Below are 15,050 nucleotides of genomic sequence, written 5' to 3' on the forward strand. Positions count from 1 at the left end.
GGGGACGTAGGGGTCGGGCGGGACGGACCGGTTGTTCAGGTCCACCGACAGGAAGACGTCGTTGGCGACCGGGTGCCGCAACTCCTCGGCGAGCTGCCCGATCAGCCCGGCGGTGCGGGCGAGCAGGGCGAACCCGCGCAGCAGCTCCAGCGGCAGCCCGAGGTCGGCCAGCGCGGCCCCGCAGACGCCGGCACCGTTGAGCGGCAGCGTCCGGCCGAGCACCTGCGGGTGCACCCGGCCGATGGCGGCGAACAGCGACAGGTGGGGACCGAACTGGCCCTCCTCGGCAGCGATCTCCAGCAGCCGGGGGGTGCGCGGGTCGCCGTCCTTGTGCACGTGGTGGCCCAGCCCGGGCACGAACCGACGCGCCGCGCGCTGGGCGGTGACCGTCTCCAGCGCGAGGGCGTCCCAGCCGGCGTCGTCGGTGGGCAGCGTCTCCCGGGCCTCGAGGACGTCGTGCAGGAACCGGCCGCAGTCCTCGGTGACCCCCAGGAAGCGGGAGCCGCCGCCGAGCAGCCCGGCGGCCAGCGCGCCCTGCACCGAGTCCGGCGCGGACAGGTAGGTCAGCCGGGTGACGATCGCGGTCGGGGTGAACCCGTGGTCGGCCAGCGCGGCCAGCACCGCCTCGAACACCCGGGTCTCCCCCGGGCTCGGACGGCGCTGGGTGGCCAGCCAGAACGCCAGCTCACCGAAGCCGACGCTGCCCATCACGTCGCGGGCCAGGTCCTGGCCGAGCAGGGTGATGCTGTCCCGGCTGGAGGCACCGAGCGCCGTCGGGTACTCGGTCATCGTCCGGCTCCGCCCTCGGGGGTGGCGAGCCAGCGCCGGATCTCCTCGCCGTGCTCGTCCAGGCCGGGCGGCGGCAGCCGGTAGTCCGCCGGCGTCTCGGAGAAGGTGATCGGGTTGCGCACCGAGGGGACCCCCGCCCCGCCGTCCCCCACGGTCACCACCGGGTCCAGGCCGATCCGCTCGGCGAAGGCGACGCCCTGGTCGACGGTGTTGATCGGCCCGCACGGCACCCCGGCGGCGATGATGTCGGCGAACCAGTCCTGCTTCGACCGGGTCCGCAGCCGCTCGACCAGCAGCGGGCGCAGCTCGGCGCGGTTCGCCGTCCGGCCCTCGTTGCGGGCGAACCGCGGGTCGTCGGCCAGCTCGGGCACGCCGAGGACCTCCACCAGCTTGCGGAACTGCCCGTTGTTCCCGGCGGTGATGATCAGGTCGCCGTCGGCGCACGGCAACGGCTCGTAGGGGAACAGGCTCGGGTGGCTGTTGCCCATCCGGAACGGGACGACACCGCCGGCGACGACCGCACTGGCGTGGTTGACCAGCCCGGAGAGTGCGGAGGAGAGCAGGTTCACCTCCACGTGCTGCCCGCGGCCGGTCTCGTGCCGCAGGTTCAGCGCGGACAGCACGCCGATGGTGGCGTGCAGTCCGGCCATCACGTCGAAGACGGAGATGCCGGCCCGGAAGGGCTCTCCTGCGGGGTCCCCGGTGAGGCTCATCAGCCCGGAGATCGCCTGCACGATGAGGTCGTAGCCGGGGAGCTCCGCTCCGCCGGGCTGCGGGCCGAAGCCGGTGATCGAGGCGTAGACGACCCGGGGGTTGGTCCGGGCGACCGTGGCGTGGTCCAGCCCGAAGCGGGCCAGACCGCCGCTCCTGAAGTTCTCGATCACCACGTCCGCGCGGCGGGCCAGCTCCTGCGCGGCCGCGCGGTCGGTCGGGTCCTTGAGGTCCAGCGCGACCGAACGCTTGTTGCGGTTGACGCCCAGGTAGTAGGTGGAGACGCCGTCCCGGACCGGTGGCTGCCAGCTCCGGGTGTCGTCACCGCCGGGGCTCTCGACCTTGACCACCTCGGCGCCCAGGTCGGCGAGGAGCATCGTCGCGTAGGGACCGGCCAGGACCCGGGAGAAGTCGGCGACCAGCAGGCCGGCGAGCGGACCGCTGCCGGGCACGGCACCCGGTACCGCAGCGGGACCGGTCATCTCCGGAGCACCTCTCGTCCATGCCACGCAGCGGACGACCGTCCGCTGGTGATGGCGAGTGTTCGACCCTGCGCTCATCGCTGTCAAGCGCGCTCGCCGACGTCTTGACAGGTGCGCCAGGTCACGGCCAATGTGGGCCGGTCTCCCGGCTGCCCGTCCTACGGACACTCGTCCGCGTCGCTGGGGTCCTGAGGAGGAGTCCATGTCCCACCCCGACGCCGACGTCGTGACCCCGGCGGCCGGCCAGCCCCTGGTCCTCCGCGGCGGCACGGTCCTGACCATGGACGACGCCCACACGGTGCTCCCCCGCGCCGACGTGCTCGTGGTCGACGGCCGCATCGCCGCCATCGGACCACAGCTCGAGGTCCCGGAGGGCACCGCCGAGATCGACGCCTCGGGCGGCATCGTGATGCCGGGGATGATCGACACCCACCGGCACATGTGGCAGACGGCGATGCGCGGCTACGGGGCCGACTGGACCCTGACCCAGTACTTCGTCTGGTACTACCTCGAGCACGGCCGGGCCTTCCGCCCGGAGGACGTGCACGCCGGCAACCTGCTCTCCGCGTGGGACGCCCTCGAGGCGGGGGTCACCACCACGGTCGACTGGTCGCACGGGCTGCAGAGCGTCGACCACGCCGAGGCCGCCGCCGACGCGCTGATCGCCGTCCCCGGTCGGTTCGTGCTCGCCTACGGCAACATCCAGGCGGGGCCGTGGGAGTGGACGGCCGACCCGGCCGTGCAGTCCTTCCTGCGGCGCCGGCAGGACGAGGGCCGGCTGGGGGTGCAACTGGCCTTCGACGTGACCGGTGACCCGGCGTTCCCGGAGAAGGCCGCCTTCGAGGTGGCCCGCGAGCTCGGCCTGCCGGTGACCACGCACGCCGGCGTCTGGGGCGCGACGAACGACGAGGGCATCCGGCTCATGCACGAGCACGGCTTCATGGCCCCGGAGACGGTGTACGTGCACGCCGCCACGCTGAGCACGGACTCCTACCACCGGATCGCCGCCACCGGCGGCTCGATCTCGGTGTCCACCGAGTCCGAGCAGAGCGCCGGCCAGGGCTACCCGCCCACCTGGCAGGTGCGCCGGCACGGCATCCCGGTGTCCCTGTCGATGGACACCAGCGTGTGGTGGAGCAGCGACCTCTTCTCCGCGATGCGCGCGACGCTGGGCGCCGACCGGTCCCGGGAACACCTCGAGGCCCACGCCGAGGGCTCGACGGTCACCCAGGTGCACCTGCGCGCCGAGCAGGTCGTCGACTGGGCCACCGGCGGCGGTGCCCGGGCCCTCGGCCGGGACGACATCGGCAGCCTGGAGCCGGGCAAGCGGGCGGACGTCGTCCTGGTCAAGAACGACCACTCCCCGGTGTCCTTCCCGCTGCTCAACCCCTACGGCCACGTCGCCTTCCAGGCGGGGCGCGGCGACGTGCACACCGTGCTCGTCGACGGCCGGGTGGTGAAGTCCGCGCACCGGCTGGTCGGCGCGGACCTCGCAGCGGTGCGCCGGACGGTGGACGCGACGGTCGAGCACCTGCGCTCGACGATGGGCGAGGAGACCTGGGCGCAGGGGATGAACCCGGAGCTCCCCGGCCAGGACGTGCTGGACAACCCGTACACCTACACCGAGTACAAGTCGGCGACCACGCACGGCGCCCGGGGCAGCGTGTTCGACACCGAGGACGTCGCCGGCTGACGGAGGCCCCTGCCCCGCCCGGTGGGTCACCCCGGGCGGGGCAGGACGGGTGCTGGAAGAGGCGGACGACCACAGGAGCGGCGGGCGATGGCAGGACGCGGGACGGGGCCGGACTTCGTGGAGGCGCTCGCGCGCGGCCTCGACGTGCTGGCCTGTTTCGACGCCGGCCGCCCGGCGATGACCCTGTCGGAGGTGGCGGCCGCCGCCGGGCTGGCCCGGCCGACGGCCCGCCGCCTGCTGCTCACGCTCGAGGAACTGGGTTTCGTGCGCAGCTCCGGCGGGGTCTTCCAGCTGACCCCGAAGGTCCTCACCCTGGGCATGGCCTACGTCGGCGCGCTGGGGCTGTGGGACATCGCCCGGCCGCATCTGGAGGCACTGGTCGCCCGGACCGGGGAGTCCTCCTCGATGGCCCAGCTCGACGGCTCGGACATCGTCTACGTCGCCCGGGTGGCGGTGCCGAAGCTGATCACCCTGCGGGTGGAGATCGGCACCCGGTTCCCGGCCGTGCAGACCTCCCAGGGCAAGGTGCTGCTCGCCGCGCTGTCCCCCGAGGAGCTCGCGGACACCCTGGCCCAGCCCAGCCGCGCCGGGCTCCCCACGTACATCGGACGCACCGCCGAGCAGCTGACCGCGGAGCTCACCGAGGTGCGTGCCCGCGGCTGGGCGCTGGCCGACGAGGAGCTCGCGCCGGGCGTGCGCTCGGTGGCCGTCCCGGTGCGGGACGCCGAGGGCCGGGTCCGGGCGGCGATGAACGTGACGGTGCACGCCGCGGAGACCTCGACCGAGCGTCTGCTCGGCGAGCACCTGCCGCAGCTGCTGCGCACCGCCGGCGACGTCAGCGCCGAGTGGGCGCTGTGGCAGTCCCGCCCGCACCGCGAGATCGCGACCCCACGGGCCGCACCGCGGCCAGCTGCCGTTCCCGGCGCGAGCTGAGCCGCTGCGCCGCTCGATCGCCCGGGTAGGCGCGACGAAGCGGGCTGGCCCCGGTGCAGGGGCCCGCGCCGAGCTCGCGAGGCGTGGGGGGCACCGGGGTCCTTCGTCAGTGCGCGGCGTCGTCCCAGCTCGCGCCGAAGCCGACCGAGACCTCGAGCGGCACCGACAGCTGCGCGGCGCCGGCCATCTCGCGGCGCACCAGCGCCTCGAGGACGTCGTGCTCCCCCGCGGCGACCTCGAGCACGAGCTCGTCGTGCACCTGCAGCAGCATCCGCGAGCGCAGGCCCTCCGCCGTGATGGCCTTCTCCACGTTCAGCATCGCGACCTTGATGACGTCGGCCGCGGAGCCCTGGATCGGCGCGTTCAGCGCCATCCGCTCGGCCATCTCCCGGCGCTGCCGGTTGTCGCTGGTGAGGTCGGGCAGGTACCGCCGGCGGCCCAGCGTCGTCTCGGTGTAGCCGGTCTGCCGGGCGTCGTCGACGACGCCGTCGAGGTAGTCGCGGATCCCACCGAAGCGCTCGAAGTAGGCGTGCATCTGCCCCCGCGCCTCCTCCGGCGTGATGTGCAGCTGCTGGGACAGCCCGTAGGCGCTCAGCCCGTACGCCAGGCCGTAGCTCATCGCCTTGATCCGGCGCCGCATCTCCGGGTCGACCTGCTCGATCGGGATCCCGAAGGCCCGGGAGGCGACGAAGGAGTGCAGGTCCTCCCCCGAGGTGAAGGCCTCGATCAGCCCGGCGTCCTCGGAGAGGTGCGCCATGATGCGCATCTCGATCTGGCTGTAGTCGGCCGTCATCAGCGACTCGTAGCCGGAACCGACCACGAACGCCTGCCGGATGCGCCGGCCTTCGGCGCTGCGGATCGGGATGTTCTGCAGGTTGGGGTCGGTCGAGCTCAGCCGCCCGGTGGCCGCGATCGTCTGCTGGTAGGTGGTGTGGACCCGCCCGCCGTCGTCGACCATCGGGATGAGGCCGTCGATGACCGTGCGCAGCCGGGTGACGTCGCGGTGCCGGAGCAGGTGCTCCAGGAACGGGTGCCCGGTGGAGGCCAGCAACGCGGTCAGGGCGTCGGCGTCGGTCGTGTACCCGGTCTTGTTCTTCTTCGTCTTGGGCAGCCCCAGCTCGTCGAAGAGCACCGCCTGCAGCTGCTTGGGCGACCCGAGGTTGATCTCCTTGCCGATGACCGCGTACGCCTCCTGCGCGGCGTCGGCCACCTCCGCGGCGAACTCCTTCTGCAGCTCGTGCAGGAAGTCCAGGTCCGCGGCGATGCCCCGGTACTCCATCGCGGCGAGCACCCGGGTCAGCGGCAGCTCGATGTCGCCGAGCAGGTGGTCGCCGCCCTTCTGGCCGAGCACCTGCTCGAGGGCGTCGGAGAGGTCGTTGACCGCGACGGCCTTGAGCACGTCGGCCTTGGCGGCCTCACGGGCGACGTCGTCCTCGCTCGGGCCCAGCCCGTCGAGGGTCAGCTGCTCCTCCGGCTCGGCGGTGTCCTTCAGCTCCCGCCGCAGGTAGCGCACCGCGAGGTCGCCCAGGTCGAAGGACCGCTGCCCGGGCGTCGCCAGGTACGCGGCGAGGCCGGTGTCGCTGACCACCCCGGCCAGGTCCCAACCCCGCGCCCAGATCGCCAGCAGTGGGCCCTTGACGTCGTGCACGACCTTCGGCGTGGCCGGGTCGGCGAGCCAGCCGGCCAGCGCCTGCTCGTCGGCGGGGTCGATGGCCGGGCCCTGCTCGTGATCGGTCAGGTCGACGAAGCTGGCGTGGTCGTCGGCCGCTGCCAGCGCGATCCCGGTCAGCTCACCGGTGCCCCTGCCCCAGCTCCCGCGGAAGACGAGACCGGTGCGGCCGGTGCGGGCGTGCGCGGCCAGCCAGTCGCCCAGCCCGCCGACCGGGACCTCGTCGACGGCGACGTCGAAGCCACCCTCGACCTCAGGTTCAGGTGCAGAGAGCGTGGCGAACAGCCGGTCCCGGAGCACCCGGAACTGCAGGTTGTCGAAGAGGGTGTGCACCTCGTTGCGGTCCCAGGACTGGACGGCGAGGTCCTGCGGGCCGAGCTCCAGCGGCACCGCGCGGTCCAGCTCGGTCAGCCGGCGGTTCTGCAGCACCGAGGAGAGGTGCTCGCGCAGCTTCTCCCCGACCTTGCCCTTGACGGTGTCGACCTGGTCGACCAGCGCGTCCAGCGAGCCGTACTCGCGGACCCACTTGGCGGCGGTCTTCTCCCCCACGCTCGGGATGCTGGGCAGGTTGTCGCTCGGGTCGCCGCGCAGGGCGGCGAAGTCGGGGTACTGGGTCGGGGTCAGCCCGTACTTGGTCTCGACCTCCTCCGGGGTGAACCGGGTCAGGTCGGAGACGCCCTTGCGCGGGTACAGCACGGTGACGTGGTCGTTGACCAGCTGCAGGGCGTCCCGGTCGCCGGTGCAGATCAGCACGTCCATCCCCTGCTCGACCGCCTGGACGGTCAGCGTGGCGATGACGTCGTCCGCCTCGAAGCCCTCCGCGGTGATCACCGGCACGTGCAGCGCCCCGAGCACCTCCTGGACCAGGCTGACCTGCCCGCGGAAGTCGGTCGGGCTCTCCGAGCGGTTCGCCTTGTACTCGGCGTAGATCTCGCTGCGGAAGGTCTTCCGGCTCACGTCGAAGGCGACGGCGAGGTGGGTGGGCTGCTCGTCGCGCAGCACGTTGATCAGCATCGACGTGAAGCCGTAGACGGCGTTCGTCGGCTGGCCCGTGGTGGTGGAGAAGTTCTCCACGGGCAGCGCGAAGAAGGCACGGTAGGCCAGCGAGTGGCCGTCGAGCAGCAGCAGCCGCGGACGGGCGCCGGAGGACGCGGTGGCGGGGGCGGGCGCGGAGGTGCTGACCGGTGCGGACATCGGCACGATCCTAGAAGGACCCCGTCGCCCCCCACCGCTCGCGAGCTCGCGGCGGGACCCTGCGACGGGGCCGTTACCGTGCGGGAGTGAGCACCCCGCGTCCCGACTGGCTGGCGTCCGAGACCCAGGGTCCGCTGGACGACAAGCTCGGCATCCGGATCGTCGACTTCGACCCCGACCGGCTGGTGGCGACGATGCCGGTGGCCGGCAACGAGCAGCCCTTCGGACTGCTGCACGGCGGGGCCACCTGCGCCCTGGCCGAGAGCATCGGGTCCTGGGCGGCGATGCTGCACGCCGGGCCCGGCGGCGACGTCGTCGGCATCGAGCTGAACGCGAGCTACCTGCGCGCTGCCCGGTCCGGCGTGGTGACGGCGGTCTGCACCCCGGTTCGCCGCGGGCGCACGCTGGCCACCTTCCTCATCCAGGTCAGCGACGAGGAGGGCCGGCCCACCGCGAGCGCCCGGCTGACCTGCCTGATCCGTCCCGCCTGCACCCCGGGTGACGCCTGAGGGGTCAGCCCGCGACGGCGGCGAGGTCGGTCAGGAGCCGCACCGGACGGCGAGGCGCGGACCGCCGCGGCGCCGGGACGGCCAGGCTCTGCGCTGCCCGGCCGCGAGCCGCCGGGACCGTGCTGCACTGCCGCCACCCTCGTACGCGGACGCCGGAGCCCTCCTCGGGCGTTGGAGCCGAGAGTGCCCGGCCGCCTACCCAACGTGGTCATGACGCGCGGAAACGGGGCTGTTCGGCCGCTAGCACAGCGGCGTGTCGCAGTAGTGTCACAGTGCGTCCCAGCAGGTCGATGTGTGCAACAGGGGTGGGTTACTGTCCCGGCTCAACCAACGGCTGGGAGGTCGAGTGACGCACGCGCCGCATCGCGCGCACGGGCACGGTGAACGCAGCAGCGCCCGAGAGGTGTCCGCTGCACCGCTCGCGAGCGGACGGCCGAGGTCGCGCTCTCGGGCCGCCTCACGCCCGCTGGTGCTCACCCTGCTCGTCGCCGCCTTAGGGATGGCCCTCGCCCTGCTCGTGCCGGGCACCGCCTCGGCGGCGGGGGAGTCGGTCACCGGAACGCTCCAGACCAGCCGCAGCGGCCCCATCGAGGGTGTCGAGGTGACGGTGGAGACCGTCGACGGCACCGAGGTCCAGTCCGTGGACACCGACGAGAACGGCCGGTTCACCGTCCCGGTGCCCGGGCCCGGCCAGTACGTGGTCACGCTCGCCGAGGGCGACCTGCCCTCCGGTGTGGACCTGGGGACCAACGGCGACACCGTCACCGTCACCGTCGGTCCCGGCCGCGCCCAGCCGGTCCTCTTCGGCCTCGTCGACGGCACGTCCAACGCCGGCGGCGGGTCGATCGAGGCCGTGCAGCTGCTGGTCGACGGCATCCGGTTCGGCCTGCTCATCGCCGTCTGCGCGGTCGGCCTGTCGCTGATCTTCGGGACCACCGGGCTGACCAACTTCGCGCACGGTGAGCTGGTCTCCATCGGCGCCGTCATCGCCTGGTACATCAACGTCCGCGGTGGGGTCCCGCTGGTCCCGGCCACGATCATCGCGATGATCGCCGGTGCAGGTGTCGGCCTCCTCAACGAACGGGGCCTGTGGCGTCCGCTGCGGCGCCGGGGCACCGGGCTGGTGGCCGCCCTGGTCGTCTCGATCGGCCTGTCGCTGGTCCTGCGCTACCTGATCCAGATCGTCTACGGCGGGTTCTCCAACCCCTACGCCGACTACCAGAGCCAGCGGGCCGTCGACTACGGCGTGTTCACCATGACCAACCGGTCCCTGGCCTCGATCGTCATCTCGGTGGTCGTGCTGGTGCTCGTCGCGCTGATGCTCCAGCGCACCAAGATCGGCAAGGCCATGCGGGCGGTCTCGGACAACCGCGACCTGGCCGCCTCCTCGGGCATCGACGTCGACCGCGTCATCCTCGTGGTCTGGATGATGGGCGGGGCGCTGGCCACCCTCGGCGGCGTCCTGCTCGGTTTGTCCGACCAGGTCCAGTGGGACATGGGCTTCCGCCTGCTGCTGCTGATGTTCGCCGGGGTCACCCTGGGCGGGCTGGGGACGGCCTACGGCGCCCTGATCGGGTCCCTCATCGTCGGTGTGTTCGTGCAGATGTCCACCCTGATCATCCCCAGTGACGTGAAGTACGTCGGAGGCCTGCTCTTGTTGATCGTCATCCTCGTCGTCCGGCCCCAGGGCATCCTGGGCACCCGCGCCCGGATCGGCTGACCCGGTGTCGGACCTCATCGACGCGTTCCAGGTCGCCGGCAAGGCGTTCTTCGGCTTCCAGGCGATCTTCTTCGCGCTGCTCGCCATCGGCATCAACGTGCACTTCGGGTACACCGGGCTGCTCAACTTCGGGCAGATCGCGTTCGCCATGCTCGGCGGCTTCGGCATCGCCATCTCGGTCAGCCAGTGGGGCCTGCCGTTCTGGGTCGGCGTGCTCGTCGCCATCGGGTCCGCCGTCGTCCTCGCGCTGCTGCTGGGCCTGCCGACCCTCCGGTTGCGCGCGGACTACCTGGCGATCGTCACGATCGCCGTGGCCGAAGGACTGCGACTGCTGTTCCGGTCGGTGTCGGCCACCCCGGTCACCGGCGGCACCCGCGGCCTGTCGGCCTTCAACGGCTCCTTCATCGCCCTGGCTCCCTGGGACACCCAGAAGCGCTACAACATCCTGGGCACCTCGTGGAGCGGCGGCGAGCTGTGGGTGGCGCTGATCGGCTGGCTGTTGGTGATCCTGTTCACCCTGCTGGTCTGGCAGCTCATGCGCAGCCCGTGGGGCCGGGTGGTCAAGGCCATCCGCGAGGACGAGGACGCCGTCCGGGCGCTGGGCAAGAACGTCTACAACTACAAGATGCAGGCGCTGGTGCTCGGCGGTGTGATCGGTGCCTTCGGCGGGATGGTCTACGCCGTCGGCACCGGGTCGGCGATCCCCGACCAGTACCAGAACGCCAACACCTTCCTGGCCTACGGCGCACTGATCCTCGGCGGCGCGGCCCGGGTGCTGGGCCCGGTCATCGGGGCCATGCTCCTGCTGTTCATCCTCCAGTTCGCCGACACCGGGCTGCGGGCCCTGATCTCCAACGGCGTCATCCCCGACACGTTGCTCTCCTCCACCGACGTGGCGCAGATCCGCTTCGTCCTGGTCGGGATCGGGCTCATGCTGTTGCTCGTCTTCCGACCGCAGGGGATCTTCGGTGACCGACGAGAGGTGATGCTCGATGCCCGCTGACCCCACGGCCCACGGCGCACACGCCGCAGGACCCGACGAGACCCCGGCTGCCGGACCCACCCCCACCCGGGAGTCCGCCGCCGGCCGCACGCCGCAGCGGCTGGCCCAGGCGGCCCTCAAGGACCTCCCCTGGGAGGTCGGCGTGGCCAAGCCCGACCCGGCCATCGTGGTCGACAAGGTGACCCGGTCCTTCGGTGGCCTGACCGCCGTCTCGGTCGACCACCTGGAGGTGCAGCGGGGCGGCATCACCGGGCTGATCGGCCCCAACGGTGCCGGCAAGACCACGCTGTTCAACCTGCTCACCGGCTTCGACCAGCCCAACACCGGCAGCTGGTCCTTCGACGGCCGGGACCTGGGCAAGCTCTCGCCCCACCAGGTGGCGCGGCTGGGCGTCGTCCGGACCTTCCAGCTCACCAAGGCGCTGTCCCGGCTCACCGTGCTGCAGAACATGCTGCTCGGCGCCCAGGGCCAGCGCGGCGAGAGCTTCCTGCGGGCCCTGGTGCCCGGCGGGTGGCGCTCCCAGGAGAAGGAGAACACCGAGCGGGCGATGGACCTGCTCCGGCGGTTCAAGCTCGACGCCAAGAAGGACGACTTCGCCGGCATCCTCTCCGGTGGGCAGCGCAAGCTGCTGGAGATGGCCCGCGCGCTGATGAGCGACCCCAAGGTCGTGATGCTCGACGAGCCGATGGCGGGGGTGAACCCGGCGCTCACCCAGAGCCTGCTCGGGCACGTCAAGGACCTGCGCGAGGAGGGGATGACGGTCATCTTCGTCGAGCACGACATGGACGTCGTCCGCGACATCAGCGACTGGGTCGTGGTCATGGCCGCCGGCAAGATCATCGCCGAGGGTCCGCCGGAGTCGATCAGCCAGAACAAGGCCGTCGTCGACGCCTACCTCGGCGCCCACCACGACGCGCCGCTGACCGTGGAGGAGGAGGACCGCGTCCTCGCCGAGGCCGACGCCTCGCTCGCCCGCGAGGACGGGCTGCCACCGGGCCGGCCCGGCACCGACGAGATCAGCAGCGACGGGAGCACCCGATGAGGCAGCCGCAGGCTTCGAGTTCCCCACTGGAGGTGCGTCGATGAGCGAACCGTTGTTCGAGGTCGACGAGACCGGCGAGGACCTCACCCGGGCCCAGACGGCCAGCGGTGCCGAGCTCTCCCCCGCGGAGAAGGCGGCCACCCGCGAGGAGCACGTCAAGCTCGCCGAGGGTGCGCTGGTCCGCGCCGACGAGCTGGTCGCCGGGTACGTCCCCGGCGTCAACATCCTGCGGGGGTGCGACTTCTACCTGCAGGACGGCGAGCTGGTCGGCATCATCGGCCCGAACGGCGCCGGCAAGTCGACGCTGCTCAAGGCGCTGTTCGGCCTGATCCCGGTGCGGTCGGGCGGCGTGACCCTGCGGGGGGAGTCCATCACGTCGGCGCCGGCGCACAAGCTCGTGCAGCTCGGGGTCGGCTACGTGCCGCAGAACAACAACGTGTTCCCCTCGCTCACCATCGAGGAGAACATGCAGATGGGCGTCTACCTGCGGCCCAAGACGTTCAAGGAGCGCTTCGACTACGTCATCGACCTCTTCCCGCTGCTCGGGGAGCGGCGCAAGGGCAAGGCCGGTGCCCTGTCCGGGGGCGAGCGTCAGATGGTGGCGATGGGCCGGGCGCTGATGATGGACCCGTCGGTGCTGCTCCTCGACGAGCCCTCCGCCGGCCTCTCCCCCGCCCTGCAGGACGAGGTGTTCATCCGCTGCCGCCGGATCAACGCCACCGGGGTCTCGATCATCATGGTCGAGCAGAACGCCCGCCGGTGCCTGCAGATCTGCGACCGCGGCTACGTGCTCGACCAGGGGCGCAACGCCTACACCGACACCGGGCAGTCGCTCATGAACGACCCGAAGGTCATCGAGCTCTACCTGGGCACGCTGGCCAAGGCCCAGTAGCAGGAGGACCTCGGCGCCGCTCCTCCCGTGGGGGGCGGCGCCGTCCGTCCGGCAGGTCAGCCGAGCACCGCCCAGGCGCTCACCACGACGTTCACGGTGGCCGCGACCACCCGCACGTCGTCGGCGCGCAGCAGCCGCGCGTACGCCGCCCGGTCGAAGCCCGCGCCCAGCACCCGGTGCTGCGGCACGGCGGCCAGCCCGGTCACCGCGAGCACCACGCCCAGGCACAGCGCGCTGGCGACCAGCGCGGGCACCGCGACGGCCGCCGGTCGCTGGACCAGCAACCACGTGGTGGTGACCAGCTGGCCGGCGAACAGCGGCCCGACCACCCGGGCGATCCGCCGCGAGTGGCTGCCCTCGTAGGCCGCGAACGAGCCGTGCGGCACCGCGGTGAACTGCGGGTACACCAGCGCCCGCACGGTCCACTGGAAGCCCGCGTAGCCGCCCACGAGGAGCAGGTGGGCCACCGCCACCGCGCTCACGCGGGGCGCGTCCGCCCGGCGGCCTGCTTGCCGCGCCAGGCGAGGCTCTGCGCGTCCAGCTCGCGCAGCAACGGGTCGCCCTCCGCGGCGATCCGCTCGGCGAGGGTCACCGCGGCGTCGAGCTGGTCGTCGTCCAGCTGGGCGAACGCCGGTGACCTCCGGCGGTCCAGGACGTCGTACCAGCGGCCCCGGACGGCGTGGTCGAGGACGATCCGGCCGAAGCAGTGGTCGGCGGTGACCACCCACCCCCCGGCGCGGGCCCGCCGGGGCAGCTCGTCGAGCACCAGCTCGCGGTACCGGGACAGCAGTCGCGCACGGTCGGCCACCCGACGAGTCTGCGGTCCGGACGTGGACGCCGCTGCCCCTACCCCGGACAGCACTGCGGCCCGGCACCCTGGCGGGTGCCGGGCCGCAGCCTGGAGCAGGTGTCACATGCCGATCAGCTGATCAGCGCTGCGGGCCGACACCGTTCGTGTTGAGGCCCTGGATGATCCGCGAGGACTCCTCGAACCCGATGACGACGACGGCGTCGGGGCTGAACTCGGTCATCTGCTGCACCTCGGCGTCGTAGTTCGCCGCCTGCGGGTCGTAGATGACGCTCTTGACCGACTCCTCCGGCAGACCGTCGGAGACCAGGTTGTTCTTGGTGTTCTCCGCCAGCCCGGTGCCGTAGGGGTCGTTGGTGGCGAGGATCCCGACGGTGTTGTTGCCGTCCTGCTCGATCAGGTCGGCCAGCGCGCGGGCCTGCAGCAGGTCCGGCGGCGCGGTGCGGAAGTACAGGTTCTGGTCGTTGTACGTCGTGAACTGGTCCGACGTGTTGGCGGGCGAGATCTGCATGACGCCGGCCTGGGTGATCGTGTCGATGACGGTCAGGCTGACGCCCGAGGACGCCGCGCCGACGATCGCGTTGACGCCGGACTGCAGCAGGCGGTCGACGGTCTGGGTGGCGGTGTCGGTCGACGCGTCGCCCGAGTCACCGGTCACCAGGGTGATCGGCTGGCCGAGCACACCACCGGCGGCGTTGATGTCGTTGATCGCCAGCTGGACGCCGGCGACCTCCGGCGGGCCGAGGAAGGCGAGGTTGCCGGTCTCCGGCAGCAGGGTGCCGATGGTCAGCGGCGTACCCGTGGCCGGCGGGTTGGCGACCGGGGCCGGGCCGGCGTTCTTGGTGGCGTTGGCCTCGTCGCCGGCGATGACGAACTGGGTCTTCGAGTCGTCGATCTTGTTGTCGGTGCCGAACTGCTGCAGACCGAAGCTGGCCTGGGCCGGCTCGCCGGCGTCGGTAAAGCTGAGCGGACCGGAGACGCCGTCGTAGTCGACGTCGCCACCGGCCTTGATGATCGCCAGGCAGGCGGCGAAGTCGGAGCACTTCTCGCCGGTCACGGTCAGCGCGTTGACGTAGGGCCCGAAGACCGTCGCCTGGGGGTTGCCGGCCGACTGCGCAGCCATCGCGATGAGCGTGACGGCGTCGTAGGACTCGGCGCTGTAGTTGTAGTCGACCAGCTGGGGGTTGATCTGGAGGAGCCGGTCCTTGAAGTCGCCGGACAGCTCCGTCAGCGGCAGGGTGCCCTTCATCCCCGCCAGGGCGCCGGTCTCGGTGAAGTCCTCGCCGAGCGCGTTGCCCATGTTGCCGTCGGTGCCGTAGACGTTGACCTGCTTCTCGCTGCTCGAGCTGCCGCTGTCGCTGCCCCCGCTGTCGCCGCTGTCGTCGCTGCCACCACAGGCGGTCAGGGCGAGCAGGGCGGCACCGGAGAGGGCGGTCGCGCGGGCGATGGTGCCTGTGCGCATCAAGGAACTCCCAGGGATGTGGATTTCGGTGCTGCTCGGCAGGCCTCATGGCCTGTCGGGCTGCCGATCAGTGCCGAGAACCTAACTGCCGCCCCAGCGCCCCGAGCCGCCCTCGAACGCACCGTGATGGGGTTGTGACCTCA

General features: G+C 72.1%; 13 protein-coding genes. 7 read left to right on the plus strand and 6 right to left on the minus strand.

Features of this window, described 5'->3' with window-relative positions:
* Together FHL80_RS18940 and FHL80_RS18945 are read right to left on the minus strand one after the other, a co-directional pair.
* Window positions 1–789, minus strand: a 789-nt coding sequence (locus tag FHL80_RS18940) for a citryl-CoA lyase (protein WP_138734919.1), incomplete at its 3' end; no start/stop codon positions are given.
* Window positions 786–1,982 (minus strand): CaiB/BaiF CoA transferase family protein, encoded by a 1,197-nt coding sequence (locus FHL80_RS18945; RefSeq protein ID WP_138734920.1) that lies wholly within the window; start codon window positions 1,980–1,982, stop codon window positions 786–788. The genes FHL80_RS18945 and FHL80_RS18940, both read right to left, overlap by 4 nt.
* Before the next feature lie 202 nt (window positions 1,983–2,184).
* Here FHL80_RS18945 and FHL80_RS18950 point away from each other — a divergent pair, with 202 nt between their 5' ends.
* Together FHL80_RS18950 and FHL80_RS18955 are read left to right on the plus strand one after the other, a co-directional pair.
* The gene (locus FHL80_RS18950; protein WP_138734921.1) at window positions 2,185–3,675 is read left to right on the plus strand and encodes an amidohydrolase family protein; all 1,491 of its coding nucleotides are present in this window, start codon (window positions 2,185–2,187) and stop codon (window positions 3,673–3,675) included.
* Window positions 3,676–3,762: 87 nt separating this feature from the next.
* Window positions 3,763–4,608 carry an IclR family transcriptional regulator domain-containing protein gene (locus FHL80_RS18955; RefSeq protein WP_138734922.1) on the plus strand — a complete coding sequence of 282 codons (846 nt, stop codon included), beginning with the start codon at window positions 3,763–3,765 and terminating at the stop codon, window positions 4,606–4,608.
* 106 nt (window positions 4,609–4,714) lie between these two features.
* On the opposite strand, the gene polA is transcribed toward FHL80_RS18955, so the two are convergent.
* On the minus strand, window positions 4,715–7,471 hold the full coding sequence (gene polA, locus FHL80_RS18960) for a DNA polymerase I (protein WP_138734923.1): 2,757 nt from the start codon (window positions 7,469–7,471) through the stop codon (window positions 4,715–4,717).
* Between the two features lie 86 nt (window positions 7,472–7,557).
* On the opposite strand from polA, the gene FHL80_RS18965 reads away from it, so the two are divergent.
* The 5 genes from FHL80_RS18965 to FHL80_RS18985 all read left to right on the plus strand — a co-directional run bounded on the left by FHL80_RS18965 (window position 7,558) and on the right by FHL80_RS18985 (window position 12,637).
* On the plus strand, window positions 7,558–7,980 hold the full coding sequence (locus FHL80_RS18965) for a PaaI family thioesterase (RefSeq protein WP_138734924.1): 423 nt from the start codon (window positions 7,558–7,560) through the stop codon (window positions 7,978–7,980).
* A 469-nt stretch (window positions 7,981–8,449) separates the two neighbouring features.
* Window positions 8,450–9,700, plus strand: a complete 1,251-nt coding sequence (locus tag FHL80_RS18970) for a branched-chain amino acid ABC transporter permease (protein ID WP_138734925.1) — start codon at window positions 8,450–8,452, stop codon at window positions 9,698–9,700.
* A gap of 4 nt (window positions 9,701–9,704) precedes the next feature.
* A complete protein-coding gene (locus FHL80_RS18975; RefSeq protein ID WP_138734926.1) occupies window positions 9,705–10,703 on the plus strand; it encodes a branched-chain amino acid ABC transporter permease in 999 nt (332 codons plus the stop codon).
* On the plus strand, window positions 10,693–11,745 hold the full coding sequence (locus FHL80_RS18980) for an ABC transporter ATP-binding protein (protein WP_138734927.1): 1,053 nt from the start codon (window positions 10,693–10,695) through the stop codon (window positions 11,743–11,745). Before FHL80_RS18975 ends, FHL80_RS18980 begins: the two co-directional genes overlap by 11 nt.
* A gap of 40 nt (window positions 11,746–11,785) precedes the next feature.
* A complete protein-coding gene (locus tag FHL80_RS18985; protein WP_216870876.1) occupies window positions 11,786–12,637 on the plus strand; it encodes an ABC transporter ATP-binding protein in 852 nt (283 codons plus the stop codon).
* A 56-nt stretch (window positions 12,638–12,693) separates the two neighbouring features.
* Here the strand turns inward: FHL80_RS18985 and FHL80_RS18990 are convergent, their stop codons facing one another.
* From FHL80_RS18990 to FHL80_RS19000, 3 genes are all read right to left on the minus strand, one after another.
* Entirely contained in the window at window positions 12,694–13,119 is a 426-nt protein-coding gene (locus FHL80_RS18990) for a DUF1772 domain-containing protein (RefSeq protein ID WP_138734928.1), read from the minus strand.
* On the minus strand, window positions 13,116–13,445 hold the full coding sequence (locus FHL80_RS18995; protein ID WP_138734929.1) for a hypothetical protein: 330 nt from the start codon (window positions 13,443–13,445) through the stop codon (window positions 13,116–13,118). Before FHL80_RS18995 ends, FHL80_RS18990 begins: the two co-directional genes overlap by 4 nt.
* Window positions 13,446–13,566: 121 nt before the next feature.
* Window positions 13,567–14,907 carry an ABC transporter substrate-binding protein gene (locus FHL80_RS19000; RefSeq protein WP_138734930.1) on the minus strand — a complete coding sequence of 447 codons (1,341 nt, stop codon included), beginning with the start codon at window positions 14,905–14,907 and terminating at the stop codon, window positions 13,567–13,569.
* Window positions 14,908–15,050: the final 143 nt, after the last annotated feature.

This window comes from Modestobacter excelsi (genome assembly GCF_005930495.1).
GTDB classification, from domain to species: domain Bacteria; phylum Actinomycetota; class Actinomycetes; order Mycobacteriales; family Geodermatophilaceae; genus Modestobacter; species Modestobacter excelsi.